This is a genomic window from Ruegeria sp. H8 (assembly GCF_056532905.1).
Window position 1 is genome coordinate 191,734 of sequence record NZ_JBQFNY010000004.1, and the last position, 17,380, is coordinate 209,113.

Genomic DNA, 17,380 nt, shown 5'->3' on the forward strand with positions numbered 1-17,380 from the left:
AACCAGCAGGAACGGATCAGGTGTCGTCTCGGCAGATCCGGCGGAAAGCGCGTTTCAGCATATCCAGTTCAGCCCGTAGCAAATCAATTTCGGCCCTGAGATCATCTGCGGCGGGCTCACCGGCAATCACCGTGAAGCTTCCCAGTTTCTCGGTCGTGGCTGCATCTGCAACGACGAACGTGTGCACACCTTCGGACAGGGCGGCAACAGGCACCTGTATGCGCAAGTCCCATCCGTCTTCTGCGGGCGACAGGTCAACATCGCTCAGGGTTTCGCCCTGATAGCTTACCTCGGGGTTAGGCGTACTGCTGGCTTGAATGTGGCCTTGCCAGATTCCGTTTTCGAACCGTATGAAGGTTAGCTTGGTCTGCGTCATGACTGATCTTCTCACAAATCGGCACGATGAAAACGGCAAAACGTAAGATCCCGCACCACCATGCGATTCATCTCGGGCGTCTCAAAAATCAGATCAAGCCAGATTTTTTCGATCCTGCGCTCATTCAGCGGGAGATGCGCCAGATCAAAATCCACGGCTTTTGATACCTCGCCGGGATCAAGGCTTCGCAATACCTGTTCCATGTTGGGACCGTGCTGAATGTTGAGGCGCGCGAACACGCCCGATGGCTTTTCACACTCGATCAGGGTTTCCAGCCTCACAAGATGCTCGCGCGTTAGATGAATTGCAGCATCCTCAGGCAATTCAACCGAAACGGATAGGAAGGACCCCCCAAAGCTGAAAACCTCGATCACGAGACTGAACGGAGCCAGGTCTCTGTCCCCTCTGTTCCGGACTTGCCGAACGGCAATTTCAGAAAACGGGCAATCGTGGAACACGCTGACTTGACTGTCCAGAACGGTCTTTCGCGGGGCCGAAGCCACACCGGGTTGCGTCAGGGGCGCACGCCATAGGTCGGGGCGGCAGCTCCAATCTGTTCCGACGGGTTTGGCAAATTGCGTTGACCCAATCGTTGGCCGGATCAGGCGACTGTCTGCCTGCTGTATCAAATGATCAAGATGCCTGCGCAAACCGCGGGCCTGATCCCGTTGCAAGCGCAAATCTGCCTGGGTGGCATACGGCGCCTGATGCGCGGCCCGACGCCAGCGCCCCAGAATCTTGCGATGAAAATAGCGATCCAGAATCCTGCCCATGGCCACGTCGTCCAATAATGCCCGGCCTTAGTCAAGGACAACAGCATGAACAAAACCGCAATAACGGATTTGCTATTGAAGACTTGTGTTTTCCTGTTGGGGTCCCTCCATAATTTGGTTAGGCGCAACATGCTGAAACTGAACTGGTCTATTCTTGCAATGTACCGGGTCAGTGCTTACCGTTTGGCTCCTGCAAAGTGGGTCATCCCAAGAACAGCCACACAACAGTTTAGCGCATGACAAGGCCAGGTTATGGAGTCCACTTTATTTGCCTTCATTTGGAAGTATTCGAAGAAACAGCAACTTGTTCTTCTTCTGCTGACGGTCCTGTCGTTCCCGTTTCTTTACGCCTCGCTGGAACTGCCCAAACAAATCATCAACGACGCAATTGGCGCGCCGGGTGACACGGTAACCATATGGAACTTCACCGTGACGCAGGTTCAGTATCTGATGATACTGTGTGTTGCGTTCCTGGCGACGGTGATCGTGAGCGGTGTCATGAAGATGCGCATCAACACGATGAAGGGCGTCCTTGCCGAGCGCATGCTGCGGCGCCTGCGCTATACGTTGATCCAACGGTCGATGCGGTTTCCGAAATCCTATTTTGCGACCACCAGCCAGGGTGAGCTGGTATCGATGATCACGTCCGAGGCCGAACCGATGGGTGGCCTGATGGGGGATGCCATCGCGCAGCCGGTTTTCCAGTTCGGCCAGATGATGACGATCGTCACCTTCCTGTTCATGCAAAGCGTTTGGTTCGGACTTGCCAGTATCGCGCTGATCCCGCTTCAGGCCTGGCTGATCCCCAAGCTTCAGCGGCAAATCAACCTTCTGAACAAGGACCGCATTCAGGAAGTTCGACGTCTGAGCTCGGAGATCGGCGAAACTGCGGCGGGTATCAGCGATCTGCGGACCAACGGAGGGTGGCGCTATCGCCTTGCGCAATTCAGCCATCGGCTGGGGAAGCTGTTCGAGATCCGCTTCAAGATCTACAACAAAAAATTCTTCATGAAGTTCCTCAACAACCTGATAACTCAGATGACACCCTTCCTGTTTTATTCAGTGGGTGGATATCTGGCGATTACCGGTGAGGTGACCGTAGGTGCGCTGGTTGCCGCGTTGGGCGCCTACAAGGATCTGAGCGGCCCATGGAAGGATCTGCTGACCTATTACAATCAGGTACAGGACATGTCTTTGCGGTGGGAAATCGTCACCGAGAGATTTGCGCCGGACAACATGATGCCGGAAGAGCTTTTCGAGGGTGAGCCTGAAACCATTCCGCGCCTGACTGGCGACATAGAGCTGCGAAATGTGACGGTTCGCGACAGCGATGGTAAAACCGTTCTCGAAGATCTCGATCTGACCATTCCGCGCGGCGCGCGCGTCGCAATTCAGTCTGGACAGGCGTCGGAACGCAGTGCGTTGGGACAGCTTCTGACTCGTGAGGTGTTGCCGGCTCAGGGTGAGGTGATCATAGCCGGGCATAATCTGCGGGGTCTGCATCAGGCCGTCATCGCGGCCCGGATCGGCTATGCCTATTCGCGCCCTTACCTGTTTGACGGGACATTGGGCGACAACCTCATGATGCCTTTGCGCACGCATCCACGACATCAAGCAGATACGCTCAAGGCCCCGACGCGGTGGCAAATCGAAGCTGTTCGTGCAGGCAATTCACCGGATTCTCTGGACGATGAATGGATTGACCCGGGCCTCGCCGGTCTTGATGATATCGACGACATACGTGACTGGTGGTTCCAGCTGGTGGAAGCGATGGGTATCGACGAGTTCATGTTCCGCCGCACTTTGCGTACGCAGTTCGACCCGGAAATTCACCCGGTTCTGGCACAGGAAGTTGTCAATTTACGAGGGACCATCGCCGAGCGCCTGGCAGAAAAGGGGCTTGATCGATATGTGTACCGGTTCGACCCTGATCGCTTTAACCCGGCAGTTCCGCTGGGTGGAAACCTGTTGTTTGCGGCACCATCCAGGGACATTTCTCCGGATATTTTGGCGGGTGACGAACGGTTCGTTCAGATGCTCAGCGCCCATGATCTGGTGGACGACGTGATCAGCATCTCTCAGGCCGTCATGGACACGCTCAGCAAGACCTTCGGGCGGGACGGGGCGGATCACCCGCTTTTCCTGAGGCTTGGCATGTCCAAGGACATGTATCACAAATTGCTGGATATCGAAGAACGGCGCAAAGCCAAGGGTGATATGGCCGTGAGCGACCAGGAGCGCGCATTGCTGTTGACGGTGCCGTTCCTGTTGACGGCCGAGCAGATCGGCCCAAACTTCCCGGAAGAATACAAGGAAAAGATACTTGCCATCCGAAAAAGCCAGGCCAAGCGGCTGCGGGATGCGATGGGTGGCATGTTCATGTCAGTTGCGCCGGACATCTATGTGCCACGTCTGACGGTTATGGAAAATGCGATCTACGGCCGGGTGTCGTTGATGGCCGGTGCACATGCGGACGAAATAGAAGACGTTGTGGCCGAAGCCATGAACGAAGCCGGCCTGCGACGCCGTGCAGCTGCCATCATCTACGATCTGCCAGCAGGCCTGGGCGGGAACAATCTGCCGACCGTCTTTCAGGAGCGTGCCGCATTCTCTCGCGCAGGTATCAAACGGCCTGACGTCCTGATTCTGGACAGGGCCCTGGCAAGTCACGATTCCGAAAGCCGGTTGCGCACCCGCCTGAAACTGCGGGAATTGTTGCCGGATTCCATTATGATCTTTATGGAAGACCACTTTGCACATCCCGAAGCGTATGATCTGTTTGTGGAAATCAAGGATGGCCGTATCGATGGTGTGTCACGATCCAAATCCCCGCAAGAAGACAGCACGTCGGACGATCTGAGCCGCAAGCTCGAAATCATTTCGGCGACCGAGTTGTTTTCCGGCGTGGATGGCCGCAACCAGCGGCTGCTGGCTTTCTCAGCGCAATGGTACGAAGCAGCAGCGGGGCAAGTCATCTTCTCGCGTGGTCAGGCGCCCGACGCGGCGTATCTGTGCGTCTCAGGGCAGGCCAGGCTGGACTGGCCCACGGATGATGGACAAAAACGCCCGATCTCGATAATCGAGCCCGGGCGACTGATCGGTGATCTCTCGATCATAACAGGAGAGCCCAGACAACTGGATCTGGTCGCCACCGAAGATTGCAGGTTCCTGCGTATCGGCGCCGAGGAACTGCGTGCCGTGGTCGAAAGCGACGCTTCGGTTGCTACGCAATTGCTACAGACTGTTGCGGGATATCTGACTACGTTGTCCACAAGAATCAATGCGGCGCAGAACCCCGAAGAGCTGCTCCCGACGATTACGGATCAGGCGATTCAGGAAAGCACGGATTATAATGCCTAAAGCATATTCCGCTCATGACCATCTGGTCGAAACCGCGCGCGGCAAACCGGAAATCTGGCGCCTGTTGCTGGGGCTCTTGCTGGTTGCCGTGCTGGTCAGCGTTCTGAACATGGTGTTTTTTACCGTGGTTGCCGGGATGGGTCCGGAAAGCTGGGCGCAGACGCTTCTGTTGGGCGGTTCACCCCTCGCGTTGCTGTTGCTGTTGGCCAGTTTCGGATTCATCATTCTGGGCGTGGCCGTCGCCGCGCGGCAGGTTCAGCACAGGTCTTTGGTGTCCATCGTGGGCGGGTACCGATTGGCTGCGGGCCAATTCCTCAAAGTGTTGAAAGCACTGCTTATTTTGGGCGCTGTCGGGTTCCTGCTGCCGCCTTATGGCTTTGGCGGATCTCTGTCGCAGAACCTGCCATTGTCAACCTGGCTTCTTCTTTTGCCGGTTTCGGCCTTGGTTGTTCTGGTGCAGACCAGCGCCGAAGAGCTGTTGTTCAGAGGCTATATTCAGCAAACCCTGGCAGCCAGATTCCAATCGCCTGTCATCTGGATGGGGGTACCATCCATCCTGTTTGCAGTTGGACATTACACACCGGACATGGCTGGCGACAACGCGTTGCTGATTGCGCTGTGGGCTTGCGTTTTCGGTCTGCTGACATCGGACCTAACGGCACGGGCGGGAACATTGGGGCCAGCTATCGCCTTGCATTTTTTCAACAACATCATTGCGTTGCTGTTCATCTCGTTGCCCGACAATCTGAACGGGCTGGCGCTGTTCACCCTTCCGTTCGATGCATCCGACGCCGAACAGCTTCGCCCCTGGCTTCTGGTGGACCTTGCCGTGATGTTCGTTTGCTGGCTGGCCGCGCGACTTGCGCTCAGGCGTTGATTGCAATTCCTTCCGTGGCGTCCTATTTGACGTCAACACCGCACAAGCCAAGGTTCCGACATGAACTGGATCACAAACTACGTCCGCCCCCGGATCAACTCGATCTTCTCACGCCGCGAAGTGCCTGAAAACCTCTGGCACAAATGCGACGAATGCGGAACGATGCTGTTCCATCGCGAGTTGGCGGAAAACCAGAATGTCTGCACACAGTGCGACCACCACATGGCGATCAAACCGCGAGAGCGGTTCAAGCACTTGTTTGACGGCGGCATCTTTACCGAACTTGAAGTACCCGCGCCAAAAGACGATCCGTTGCAATTCCGCGATCAGAAGAAATACCCCGATCGCATGAAGGCAGCGCAGAAGAAGACCGGCGAAAAGGAAGCCATGCTGGTCGCCTTGGGTGAAATTGGCCGCACCCCCATTGTGGCCGCCGCGCAGGATTTTTCGTTCATGGGCGGATCGATGGGCATGTATGTCGGCAACGCGATCATCGCCGCCGCGCAGGAGGCGGTGAAACTCAAACGGCCGCTTATCCTTTTCTCGGCAGCCGGTGGCGCCCGTATGCAGGAAGGTATCCTCAGCCTGATGCAGATGCCGCGCACCACTGTGGCAGTCGAGATGCTGAAAGAAGCCAACCTGCCATATATCGTGGTGCTGACTCATCCGACAACCGGTGGCGTTACTGCGTCTTATGCGATGCTGGGCGATGTCCATATCTCGGAACCCAATGCGCTGATCTGCTTTGCCGGGCCTCGCGTGATCGAGCAGACGATCCGCGAAAAACTGCCCGAAGGCTTTCAACGCGCCGAATACCTGCTGGATCACGGGATGCTGGACCGTGTCACCAGACGTACCGAAATGCGCGATGAACTGATTACCATCACGCGGATGCTGATGAATCTGCCGCCGGCGATCAAGGGCGATCTGCCGGCACCGGAACCAACCGACGCAATCGAGGCCCCCGCCGAAGAGACAGATCAGAAATGACGGCCAAGACGTCCGACGCCATCCTCGACCGGATGATGGCGCTGCACCCCAAGATCATTGATCTGACCTTGGACCGTGTCTGGCGTCTGCTGGCGGCACTGGACAATCCGCAGCTGAAATTGCCGCCGGTCATCCATATTGCCGGAACCAACGGCAAGGGCTCGACTCAGGCGATGATCAGAGCGGGGCTGGAAGGGGTGGGGCGCTCGGTACATGCCTATACCTCGCCGCATCTGGCCCGTTTTCATGAACGTATTCGATTGGCCGGAGAGCTGATCTCGGAGCCAGAGCTGACGGCGGTTCTGGATGAATGCTACGCTGCGAATGGCGGCGAAAACATCACTTATTTCGAGATCACCACATGCGCCGCCCTGTTGGCCTTTGCCCGCGCCAAGGCAGATTTCACATTGCTCGAGGTTGGGCTGGGCGGGCGTCTGGACGCCACAAACGTGATTGAAAACCCGGCCGTCACTGTTATTACCCCCGTATCCATCGACCATGAACAGTTCCTGGGTGATACTTTGGGCAAGATCGCGGCGGAAAAAGCGGGCATCATCAAGCCCGGCGTTCCGTGCATTGTCGGCCCGCAACAGGACGAAGCGCTTGAGGTCATCGAATACACGGCCGCCCGATTGGGTGCGCCTTTGTTGGTTCATGGTCAGCACTGGCACGTGCAGGAAGAAAACGGGCGTCTGATCTATCAGGACGAAACCGGCTTGCGGGATGTGCCTCTGCCCAACCTTCTGGGCGCACATCAGATTCAGAATGCGGGCGCGGCGTTGGCGGTTCTGCGCCATCTGAACATGGGCGACGACGCATACGAAGCTGCCGTGACCAAGGCCGAATGGCCGGCGCGAATGCAGCGTCTGAAATCCGGCCCGCTCGTCGATCAGGCGCCGCAGGCCGAGATTTGGCTGGATGGTGGTCACAACGCCGCCGCCGGAATCGCGTTGACGGACGTGCTGACGAACCTGCCGCAAAAACCCACGCACATGATCTGCGGCATGCTCAACACCAAGGATGTGACAGGGTATCTGGCACCTCTGGCCGAGAAAGCGACAAGTCTGACAGCCGTATCCATTCCGGGTGAGACCGCAACGCTCAGCGCGGAAGAAACCGCTGCGGCTGCGGCCAAGGTGAACCTTCCCGCATCCACCGCTGACAGCGTGGCGGACGCATTGAAAGTGATCACGGACACTGACCCGCAGGCGCGTGTTCTGATCTGCGGCTCGCTCTATCTGGCTGGAAAAATTCTGCAAGAAAACGCGTAGGTGCGTTCCGGCCTCATGATCTGGCTGACACACTGTCTTGGCGCGGGCGATACGGGCGGATCAGTGCCCCTGTCGCCCCCAATCCTGATCCTGCATTTCCCGCAGGCGTGATGCCGTGCGTTCAAATTCGAAGGTTCCTTCGCCTTCGACATACAGCATCTCGGGTTCCGCCGCAGCCGAGCAGATCAAACGCACCCTGGCTTCGTAAAGCGCATCAATCAGGGTGACAAAACGCTTGGCCTCGTTGAAATTGTTGCGCGACAGGCGTGGGATGTCTTCAAGCACCAGCACCTTCACCTCTTCGGCGATCGCCAGATAGTCACCCGGCCCAAGCATGCGGCCACACAGATCATAGAATGAAGCCCGCGCCACCCCGTTGCGAAAGGCGGGCAATTCAACGGCCCGGCCTTTGACGTGCAACACAAGCGGATCAGCGGGTCCACCGGCAAGATCTGTCCAGACTTCTCTGATCTTCTGCCGGGCTTCTGGACCAATCGGAGTGAAATAGACCGGGGCACCCTCCAACCGGTTCTGCCGATAGTCCGTGGGCGACACCAATTCCCACACCTGCAACTGCTCTTTGATATGGGCAATGAAGGGCAGGAACAGCTGCCGGTTCAGCCCATCCTTGTACAGATCGTCGGGATGCCTGTTCGACGTAGTAACCACGACCACGCCGCCCTCGTGCAACAAGTCAAACAGCCGCCCGACAATCATTGCGTCCGTAATGTCGGTGATCTGCATTTCGTCAAACGCGAGCAAGCGAACTGAATTGACCACCTCCTGCGCCACCGGTGCCAGGGCATCCTCGACATTCTGTTGCCGGGCCTTGTGCATTCCAGCGTGAATCTCCTGCATGAAAGCGTGAAAATGCACGCGCCGTGCCGGGATATTGCCCAGCGTATCGACGAACATGTCCATCAGCATGGATTTCCCACGCCCGACACCGCCCCACAGGTACAGTCCTTTAGGTGGCGGAGGCGCCTTGCGAAAGAGCCCTCGTTTTACCGGCTTGGACAGTGCCGCCCGGATGCGTTCGAATTGGGGCAGAACGGCCTCTTGCGCGTCGTCGCGTGTCAGCGTTCCGTCCGCAATGCGGGCCTCGTAAAGCGAAATAAGATCCGTCATGAATCCGAGCCTTACCCGTCGTCTCGGCCGTTGAAAAGAAGCCATTTTTGGCGACACATCAATTTTGTTTATCCGTGACCGCAAATCTGCTGAATTGACGGTGACACCAAAAGTAATACGGTCCTTCGGACGTAACGCCTGAGGTCCCATGCCCCGATCCGCCCGCTTGTTGAATCCGATTCTGATTGTCGGATGTATCATCATCACGGTCAGCTTCGCTGTTCGTGCGTCGTTCGGCGTATTCCAGATTCCGATAGCCGATGAGTTCGGCTGGCTGCGGACCGATTTCTCGATGGCGATTGCAATTCAGAATCTGGCCTGGGGCATCGGGCAGCCGATCTTTGCTGCGATTGCCGAAAAGGTGGGCGACCGCCGAGCCATCATCCTCGGCGCTCTCACTTACGCGGCTGGCATGGTGCTGACGGCGTGGTCCGTTACGCCGTTCGAGCATCAGATATACGCGTGGCTGGTGGGTTTCGGCATCGCCGGGACCGGGTTTGGTGTGGTTCTGGCGGTTGTCGGACGCGCGTCCACCGATGAAAACCGGTCCATGTCGCTGGCCATCGTTACCGCTGCGGGCAGCTTTGGGCAGGTTCTGGGGGCGCCGACCGCCGAATGGCTGCTGACTTTCCTGCCTTGGCAGCAGGTTTTTGTCCTGTTCGCCGCGGCAATTCTTGCCCTTGTGCTGACCTTGCCCTTCATGCGTGCACCACAGCCCGTTTCGAAGGCAGAGATGCAAGAAAGCATGAGCGAGATACTGGGCAAAGCGTTCCGCGACCCTTCCTATGCGCTGATATTTCTGGGTTTTTTCAGCTGCGGATACCAGCTGGGTTTCATCACCGCGCATTTCCCGGCTTTCGTGACCGAGATGTGTGGACCAATCCAGCCCGGAAGCGTACTGCATTCCATCGGGATCACCTCCACATCCGCACTTGGTGCGGTGTCGATTTCCTTGATCGGTCTGGCCAATATCGGCGGCACGCTGCTGGCGGGTTGGGCCGGCAACCACTTTCCGAAAAAATATCTTCTGGCCGCGGTTTATACGGGCCGGACGATTGCCGCGGCTTTGTTCATCGTGCTCCCGATCACACCCCTTACGGTCATCGTGTTCTCGCTGGTGATGGGATCGCTTTGGCTGGCCACCGTGCCTCTGACTTCGGGGCTCGTCGCGCATCTATACGGTCTGCGTTATATGGGAACGCTCTATGGCTTTATCTTCTTGAGCCACCAGATCGGCAGCTTCCTGGGCGTCTGGCTTGGCGGACGCATGTATGACCAGTATGGCGACTATAACATGGTTTGGTGGATCGGGGTCGCGATCGGTGCCTTCAGCGCCATAGTCCACCTGCCGATCCGCGAGAACCGAACAGCAGTTCCTGCCTGAGGCACATCGATACGCCACAGGCAGGGAACCAATCGGGCAAAGGCGTTACCGAAGTTCGGCCTCGGTGTTGCCGCCATCCACCGTCACGACATGACCGGTGGTGCGTTCCATCAGCGCCAGCGCAACGAAAGCGTTCGCGACATGCTTCGCCTCGACTTCGCGGCCCAGCAGGTTGCCTGACATATAGGTCTCCTCGGAAACGCCACGTGCAGCAGCGCGTTCCTGAATGAACCCATCCGTCAGCAGGCCAGAGCGAATTCGGTCTGCATTCACCCCGTTCACACGGATTCCATATTCGGCCAATTCAAGCGTCAACTGGCGCAACAGGAACAGGGTGGCGGCTTTTGGCGTGCCATAAGCCCCCATGTTCCGGCCCGGGTTGATCGCCTGTTTGGAGATATTGAACAGGATCTGACCGCCGCGGCCCTGAGCTTGCATCACTCGGGCAGCCTGTGTCGCAAACGCCTTGTGCGCGAAGAAATTCAGTTCAAAAGCCGCACGGAATTCGTCGTCACCAAGATCCAGCAACGCGCCCGAAGTCGCGGCCCCGGCATTCGATACCATTACATCGAGCCCACCAAACCGGTGTATCGCCGCCGCAATCGCGGCATCTGCGGCGCCTTTCTCGGTGACGTCGCAGGCATATGACGAATGCCACGTGCCAAGGTTCGATTTGGCATCTGCCAACGCCCGTTCATCCCGATCCACCAGAACGACATTCGCACCGGCATCAGCAAAGGCCTTGGCGGTGGCCAGACCTATCGCTCCTGCGCCACCGGTCACCATCACAATCCTGCCCTGAAGCGGAGGTGGTGAGCTTTTGCCCAGCTTCGCCTGTTCCAAGGACCAGTATTCGCAATCAAAGCGGTCTTTTTCATTGATGGGGAAAAAACCGCCCGCGTCTTCGCCCACTGTTCGAACCCGCAGGTTTTGTTCCGCAAGATCCGCCGCTGCCGAGGCAGCCCTTGCGTTCGGGCCCATTCCCAGGACCCCCACGCCCTCGATCCAGGCATGTTTGGGGTCTTGGGGCAGCAGTTTCTTGGGTTCGTCGGCCTGCGGCGCCTGCCGTTCAAAATACGCCCGATAGTCTTTGGCAAACTCTTCGACCTTTGCCTTGATCCGCGACCGCCCCCCAGACAAATCCGACGCGCGCAATACAAGCGGGCAGCCTTTTGTCCGCAACACGTGATCCGGCGACGCCATGCCCCGCTGGGCCAATGAGTCAATATCCGGACGATCGAAAAACTGCATGACATCCGGCCCGTTGCGGAGGTCAAAAACCGGCATCGGGTCATCCCGTTGGGCCGCCACTTCGGCGATGACCCCGCGCAGGATCGGCAACACCTCAAGATTCTCAGCCGGATCGCGACGGCCAATTGTCGTCAGGTCCTTCATTCCGAAATAGGCAGCAACCTCGTTGGTATGCGCCACGATCCGGTCATAACTTTCCTGCGCCGTCGCGCCGAACGTGAAATGCCCGTGCTGAAGCAGCAGAAGCCCTTCGACATTCGGGTTATCGTCAAATACCTCGGCCGCCTTTTTGGCCAACCCGAAGCCAGGCATGATATAGGGCACAATGCCCAGTCGGTCGCCAAAAATCTCGCGGCAGACGTCCTTGGCATTTGGCAGATTGGCGAGCACCAGAAAGGGTGTCGCATGCGTATGATCCACATATTTGTGCGGCAGAAATGCATGCAACAGAGTTTCCACAGAGGGGTTCGGAGAACCCGAATCCAACAGATTGGCGCGCTGAACATTGACCATCTGCGCATCTGACAGATGGTCCAATGCGCGCAGTTTCATCAAAGGATCAAGCCACACGCCCGGCAGGCCCGGTGCCTCGATGCTGTCCAGATCCCACCCAGATCCCTTGACATGCAGAACGCGCTGCAGATCACCGAACAGATCAGGGCGTTCCAGTTTGACCGACGTGTTGCCTCCTCCGTGCATCAGGAGGTCCGGGTTCTGACCGATCAGCCGCGAGGTATAGACACGTTCGCCCAGTTCCTGATCTGCGGGGTCTGTTCCGGCCCGATCACGCCATTTACGTGCCTCGTCGGCCCTGTACCAGTTTTCAATCATCATTCATTCTCAGCAAGTTAAGCGGGTGCATGATCCGCGGGGGCGATTGCACAATTCAGGACTGTGATAAACAAAGTGTTAACCAGCCCGTTCGGGAAACAACCGGGCAAGCCCGTCAGCAGACGCCTCGCTGACGCCGCGCTCGGTGATAAGCCCCGTCACCAGCCGGTTTGGGGTGACATCAAAGGCAGGATTGCCACCTTCCGTGCCATCTGGCGTCACGCGTACATCCGAGATGTTCCCCTGCCCATCAACCCCCATGACATGGGAGACTTCCCTGGAATCACGTTCTTCGATCGGGATTTCGGCCACACCGTCGCGAACGGTCCAGTCAATCGTAGGGGAGGGCAGGGCGACGTAAAATGGCACACCGTTGTCCCGCGCAGCCAAAGCTTTCAGATAGGTCCCGATCTTGTTGCAAACATCACCTTGGGCCGTGGTTCGGTCCGTGCCCGTAATCACCAAATCAACCAGGCCGTGCTGCATCAAATGACCGCCGGCATTGTCCACGATGTAACGATGTGGAATGCCATGTTCGCCCAATTCCCAGGATGTCAGCGCGCCCTGGTTGCGCGGTCTGGTTTCATCCACCCAGACGTACAAGGGGATGCCAACGTCATGTGCGTGATACATCGGGCTTGTGGCCGTGCCCCAATCCACAGTCGCCAGCCATCCCGCATTGCAATGCGTCAGCAACCGAACCGGCTCACCGGCGGGTTTTCGGGCCGCGATATCCTTGATCAGTTCCAACCCGTGCCGGCCGATTGCGGCGTTGATCTCGACATCTTCGTCTGCAATCTCCTGCGCCAGCGACCAGGCGCGCTCGACACGGTCACCCGGAGCAAGCGGCATCAGCGCTTCTCGGCATCTGTCCAATGCCCAGCGCAGGTTGATTGCCGTGGGTCGGGTTGCATGCAAAACGTCATACGCGGCATCAAAGGAGGCTTCGGAGCTGTCCCGAGACATCTGCTCGGCAATCCCAAACGCAGCGGTCGCGCCTATCAAGGGTGCGCCCCTGACCCACATATCCCGTATCGCAGCTGCAAATTCATCAAGCGTTTTCAGGGTTACGACCCGAAAATCATGCGGCAACCACCTTTGGTCGATGATCCGAACCACGCCTGCCGGTTTGTCCCACCAAATAGACCGATAATGGGTGCCTTGTACTTTCATAACGCAGTCTCCGTGTTCGAAAAGCCTGATCGGAGTTCAAGCACAGGGTGCGTTCTAATGAGGTACTTGTAAACGGGCGTTTCTGAATTCGGGTCAGTATTTGATCTGGCAAAAGGAATGATCATCCCTTTCTGGCGGCACGTATTTCCCGTTCCAAGGCGTCCAGAAACCGCGAGCGGTCGGCTTTGCCGAAGGGTCGCCCACCGCCGCCGGTTCCCAACGGATTGGCCGCGCGCAGATCGGCCATCAAGTCACGCATTGCCAGTTGTTGGCCAATATTTGCCGCAGTGAAGGTTTCACCATTCGGGCGCAGCACGCGTGCGCCCGCTTCGACGCATTTTGCGGCCAAAGGGATGTCAGACGTTATGACGACATCCCCTTCTCCACAGCGTTCGGCAATCCATTTGTCGGCCTCATCCGCGCCTTCGGAAACGACAATGACCTGTACCAGCGGGTTGGCCGATGGACGAAGCCCGCCATTGGACACCAACGCCATCGGCACTTTGTGCCGCGTAGCGACCCGTTCGGCCTCGGTTTTTACGGGACAGGCATCGCCATCGACATACAGCGTCGTCACGCCTTTTTTGCCTCTTTCTTTGCTGGTTCCACCGGTTTCTTTTTGACCTTGAATTCCTCGGGTATAGGCATGCGGTTGAACGCATCTAGGCCCGCGATTTTATACGCTTCGGCAAGGGTCGGGTAGTTGAACGTGTTCTGAACGAAGTAGTCCACCGTACCTTTCAGGTTCAGCACGGCCTGCGCGATATGGATCAACTCCGTCGCGCCTTCGCCAACGATCTGGACACCCAGCACCCTGCGGGTCTTGAGCGAGAACAGCATCTTCAACATGCCGTGTTCCAGCCCCATGATATGCCCGCGAGAGGTCTCGCGGAATCGCGCGACGCCGACCTCGTAGGGGATGTTGCGCTCCTGCAATTCTTCTTCCGACATTCCGCAGGTTGATATTTCGGGCACTGAATAGATGCCATAGGGGTACCACGGGCTTTCCGGCAGCGTGGGCGTTTCAAGCGCGTGACAGGCAGCCACGCGCCCCTGCTGCAAAGAGGTCGATGCCAGCGACGGATGTCCGATGACATCGCCCGTGGCATAGATATGCGGTACCGCCGTTTGATATGTCTTGCGGTCTACCTTGATCCGGTTGCGGTGGTCCGTCTCCAGCCCGACGGCATCCAGATTGAGTTTGGACGTCGCCCCCATGCGTCCGGCCGCAAACAGAAGCATTTCAGCGCGAACGTGGCGACCGTTTTCAAGGGTCACTTCCACATGTTCACCGGCGTCTTCAATCTTCTCGACAGCCGAGCCCAAACGCAGGTCGACACCGTTTTCCCGGATCTGATGGGTAAAGTCGTGGATCAACCGGCTGTCGATGAAATCCAGAAACGTGTCGCGGGGTTCAATCAGCGTCACACGCACGTCCAGGGCTGAAAACATCGTGGCATATTCCACGCCGATAACCCCGGCACCGATAACGACCAACGAGCGCGGAATCTCAGCCATTTCCAGAAATTCGTCACCGTCCACCACCGTTTTGCCGTTGAACGGGACATAATCCGGTCGATAGGTTTTCGTACCTGTCGCAATCAGGAACTTCGCGGCCGTCACGCGCGTTGTTTCCCCGGCATCGGTTGCGACCTCTACTTCGTGCGGCCCGACAAATCTGGCCAGACCGTCCAGGGTTTCGACGTGGTTCCTGTTGAACTGATGCTCCAACACGTCGACTTCATGGTCGAGGGTCATATGCAGGCGGGCTTTCAAGTCTTCCGCCCGGATCTGATCTTTTACCCGGTATGAACGCCCGTAAAAGCTGCGCTCGCGCCAGCCCGACAGGTTCAGAACGGTTTCGCGCAGGGTCTTGGACGGAATCGTACCGGTGTGGACAGAGACGCCACCAAAACGGTCTTTGCGGTCGATGACCAGCACACGCCGTTTCAGTTTGCCTGCCTGAATCGCCGCAGAACGCCCAGAAGGCCCCGACCCTATGATGATCAGGTCATAATCGTAGCTGCTCATCCCTCAGTCTCCGTACAGGGCCTCGGCATGGAAGATGACGTGATCTTCCATAAACGTGGACACAAAGAAGTACGAATGATCGTAACCCGGCTGGAAGCGATACGTCGCTGGCTGGCGGCGTTCGGCGATGGCTTGCGCCAACGCTTCGGGGCGCAAAAGATCCATGAACTGATCGTTTGCACCTGTGTCGATCAGGATCGGGCCGTCAAAGCCGGTTTTCTTCATCAACAAGGACGCATCGTGTTTTGCCCAAAGCGTTTCGTCGTCACCGAGATAGGCGCTCAGCTGTTTGCGTCCCCAATCCGCTCCGGTCGGGTTCGAGATCGGCGCAAAGGCTGACACCGAACGGAAGCGTCCGGGCAGGTTCATGGCAAGCGTCAGGGCGCCGTGCCCCCCCATGGAATGGCCCGTTATGGCCTGGCGTTCGCTGTCGATGGCGAAATTTTCGAATAGCAGGGCGGGCAGCTCTTCGGCGACATAGTCCCACATCCGGAAATGCGGCGCCCAGGGTTCCTGTGTTGCGTTCACATAGAACCCCGCGCCCTGACCCAGGTCGTAATCTTCGTGATCTGCGACGCCGTCACCACGCGGTGACGTATCTGGAAACACCACGGCGATCCCTTGTTCCGCGGCCCACGCCTGAGCCCCGGCTTTGGTCATCGCGTTTTCATGGGTGCAGGTCAATCCCGACAAATACCAAAGAACCGGGACCGGGCCGTCCTTGGCCTCGGCTGGAAGAAACAGGCCAAAAGTCATGTCACACTTGCACGACGAGGAAGCGTGGCGGTACACGCCCTGCACACCGCCAAAACAGGCATTTTCCGAAAGGGTTTCCATCAGGCACCGTCCTTGTTTTCGAGTCGCAACATGGCTAACGATCCGCGGACCCGGCGTAAAGTCTGTGCGCCTTCGTTGAGAGTATTTTTCGAAAAGGTGAAGGTCAGAATGTGCCGGCCCAGGCGATCACCATCGGCACGGTGAGAATACTGACGATTGTGGATAGAAGGATTGCCGCCGACGCGCGATGCGGGGCAATGCCGTAATGCGCGGCCAGCATGTAAACATTGCCCGCAACAGGCAAAGCAGCGGCAGAGATAGCAACAGTTGCGGGAAAAGTATCAATCGGTATCAGCCATAACAGAGCGACCGCAACGCAGGCCGGATGGATCACCAGTTTGCAGAAGCTCAACCAGGCCGCGATCTGGACACGTTCAGCCGACTTGTCCGCCAATGATGCGCCAATGGCGAACAATGCACCCGGAGTTGCTGCCCCACCGAGAATGATCAGAAAATCGCCAAGAGGTTCAGGAACAGGCAATTGCAGCGAGGACCAGATGAGACCGGCCGAGATGGATACGATCATGGGATTGCGGACCAAACCCAGTCCGATCAGCTTGAAGGTGGTCGGGGTCAATCTGCCGTCACGGCCGCCGTTGATCAGGATCACGATCAGGGAAGAGAACACGACCAGATCGACGGTCAGGACCAGCATCACGGGCCCGATCGCAGCCTCGGAAAACAAAAGGGAAAGCATAGGCAGCCCGAGGAACCCGACATTGCCGATGGCCGCGCACTGAGCCTCGACCGCAGCGGTCGGAATGTCGAGCCCGCGCAGCCAGGCGATGGCCGACGCCAGAACGTAAACGGTCATGGTGCCCAGCAAATATCCAAGGATGAGCCGGGAATTGAAAATCTCGGCAAAGGGAAGGGTGGCGGCAAAGCGAAACAGCATCGCCGACAGCGCAAAGAAAAAGACGAACTTGGTCAGATATGCCGTGGCTTCAGCCGAGAAGAACCGTGTGCGCCCCGCCCAAAAGCCCAAGCCGATAATCGCGAAAAACGGAAGGGTGCGCAGAAAGATTTCGACCATGGGCCCAGTCCTAGCACGGTTTGAACGCGCTGCAAGTCCCCGGCATCAAAGCAAATGCAACCTCC

General features: G+C 57.7%; 14 protein-coding genes. 5 read left to right on the forward strand and 9 right to left on the reverse strand.

Annotated elements, in window-relative coordinates; genetic code table 11:
- Positions 1-16 precede the first annotated feature (16 nt).
- Both ACR0A2_RS12395 and ACR0A2_RS12400 read right to left on the reverse strand, forming a co-directional pair.
- On the reverse strand, positions 17-376 hold the full coding sequence (locus tag ACR0A2_RS12395) for a hypothetical protein (RefSeq protein WP_171364289.1): 360 nt from the start codon (positions 374-376) through the stop codon (positions 17-19).
- Between the two features lie 11 nt (positions 377-387).
- A complete protein-coding gene (locus ACR0A2_RS12400; protein ID WP_480835244.1) occupies positions 388-1,149 on the reverse strand; it encodes a DUF6478 family protein in 762 nt (253 codons plus the stop codon).
- 252 nt (positions 1,150-1,401) lie between these two features.
- Here ACR0A2_RS12400 and ACR0A2_RS12405 point away from each other — a divergent pair, with 252 nt between their 5' ends.
- Genes ACR0A2_RS12405 through ACR0A2_RS12420 form a run of 4 tightly spaced genes read left to right on the forward strand, consistent with a single transcriptional unit; the run spans position 1,402 to position 7,647 of the window.
- Entirely contained in the window at positions 1,402-4,509 is a 3,108-nt protein-coding gene (locus tag ACR0A2_RS12405) for an ABC transporter transmembrane domain-containing protein (protein WP_480835246.1), read from the forward strand.
- Positions 4,502-5,386, forward strand: a complete 885-nt coding sequence (locus ACR0A2_RS12410) for a CPBP family intramembrane glutamic endopeptidase (RefSeq protein WP_480446311.1) — start codon at positions 4,502-4,504, stop codon at positions 5,384-5,386. Before ACR0A2_RS12405 ends, ACR0A2_RS12410 begins: the two co-directional genes overlap by 8 nt.
- A 60-nt stretch (positions 5,387-5,446) precedes the next feature.
- Positions 5,447-6,376 (forward strand): acetyl-CoA carboxylase, carboxyltransferase subunit beta, encoded by a 930-nt coding sequence (accD, locus tag ACR0A2_RS12415; protein ID WP_152460202.1) that lies wholly within the window; start codon positions 5,447-5,449, stop codon positions 6,374-6,376.
- Positions 6,373-7,647 (forward strand): bifunctional folylpolyglutamate synthase/dihydrofolate synthase, encoded by a 1,275-nt coding sequence (locus tag ACR0A2_RS12420; protein ID WP_480835249.1) that lies wholly within the window; start codon positions 6,373-6,375, stop codon positions 7,645-7,647. Before accD ends, ACR0A2_RS12420 begins: the two co-directional genes overlap by 4 nt.
- 60 nt (positions 7,648-7,707) lie before the next feature.
- On the opposite strand, the gene zapE is transcribed toward ACR0A2_RS12420, so the two are convergent.
- Entirely contained in the window at positions 7,708-8,775 is a 1,068-nt protein-coding gene (gene zapE, locus ACR0A2_RS12425) for a cell division protein ZapE (RefSeq protein ID WP_480835251.1), read from the reverse strand.
- A 148-nt stretch (positions 8,776-8,923) separates the two neighbouring features.
- Between zapE and ACR0A2_RS12430 the strand changes: the two genes are divergently transcribed.
- Positions 8,924-10,159: an MFS transporter gene (locus ACR0A2_RS12430; RefSeq protein ID WP_480835253.1), complete on the forward strand. Its 1,236-nt coding sequence runs from the start codon at positions 8,924-8,926 to the stop codon at positions 10,157-10,159.
- Between the two features lie 45 nt (positions 10,160-10,204).
- Here ACR0A2_RS12430 and ACR0A2_RS12435 read toward each other — a convergent pair whose 3' ends face one another.
- The 6 genes from ACR0A2_RS12435 to ACR0A2_RS12460 all read right to left on the reverse strand — a co-directional run bounded on the left by ACR0A2_RS12435 (position 10,205) and on the right by ACR0A2_RS12460 (position 17,315).
- Positions 10,205-12,244: a bifunctional aldolase/short-chain dehydrogenase gene (locus ACR0A2_RS12435; RefSeq protein WP_480835255.1), complete on the reverse strand. Its 2,040-nt coding sequence runs from the start codon at positions 12,242-12,244 to the stop codon at positions 10,205-10,207.
- 75 nt (positions 12,245-12,319) lie between these two features.
- Positions 12,320-13,414, reverse strand: coding sequence for an S-methyl-5-thioribose-1-phosphate isomerase (gene mtnA / locus ACR0A2_RS12440; RefSeq protein ID WP_480835257.1), 1,095 nt, complete (start codon positions 13,412-13,414; stop codon positions 12,320-12,322).
- A gap of 121 nt (positions 13,415-13,535) precedes the next feature.
- Positions 13,536-13,991: a YaiI/YqxD family protein gene (locus ACR0A2_RS12445; protein ID WP_171232267.1), complete on the reverse strand. Its 456-nt coding sequence runs from the start codon at positions 13,989-13,991 to the stop codon at positions 13,536-13,538.
- Complete coding sequence (gene sthA, locus ACR0A2_RS12450) at positions 13,988-15,445, reverse strand: Si-specific NAD(P)(+) transhydrogenase (protein ID WP_152460208.1); 1,458 nt, start codon at positions 15,443-15,445, stop codon at positions 13,988-13,990. Before sthA ends, ACR0A2_RS12445 begins: the two co-directional genes overlap by 4 nt.
- Positions 15,446-15,448: 3 nt before the next feature.
- Entirely contained in the window at positions 15,449-16,282 is an 834-nt protein-coding gene (gene fghA, locus ACR0A2_RS12455; RefSeq protein ID WP_480835259.1) for an S-formylglutathione hydrolase, read from the reverse strand.
- Between the two features lie 103 nt (positions 16,283-16,385).
- Positions 16,386-17,315: an AEC family transporter gene (locus ACR0A2_RS12460; protein WP_480835261.1), complete on the reverse strand. Its 930-nt coding sequence runs from the start codon at positions 17,313-17,315 to the stop codon at positions 16,386-16,388.
- Positions 17,316-17,380 lie beyond the last annotated feature (65 nt).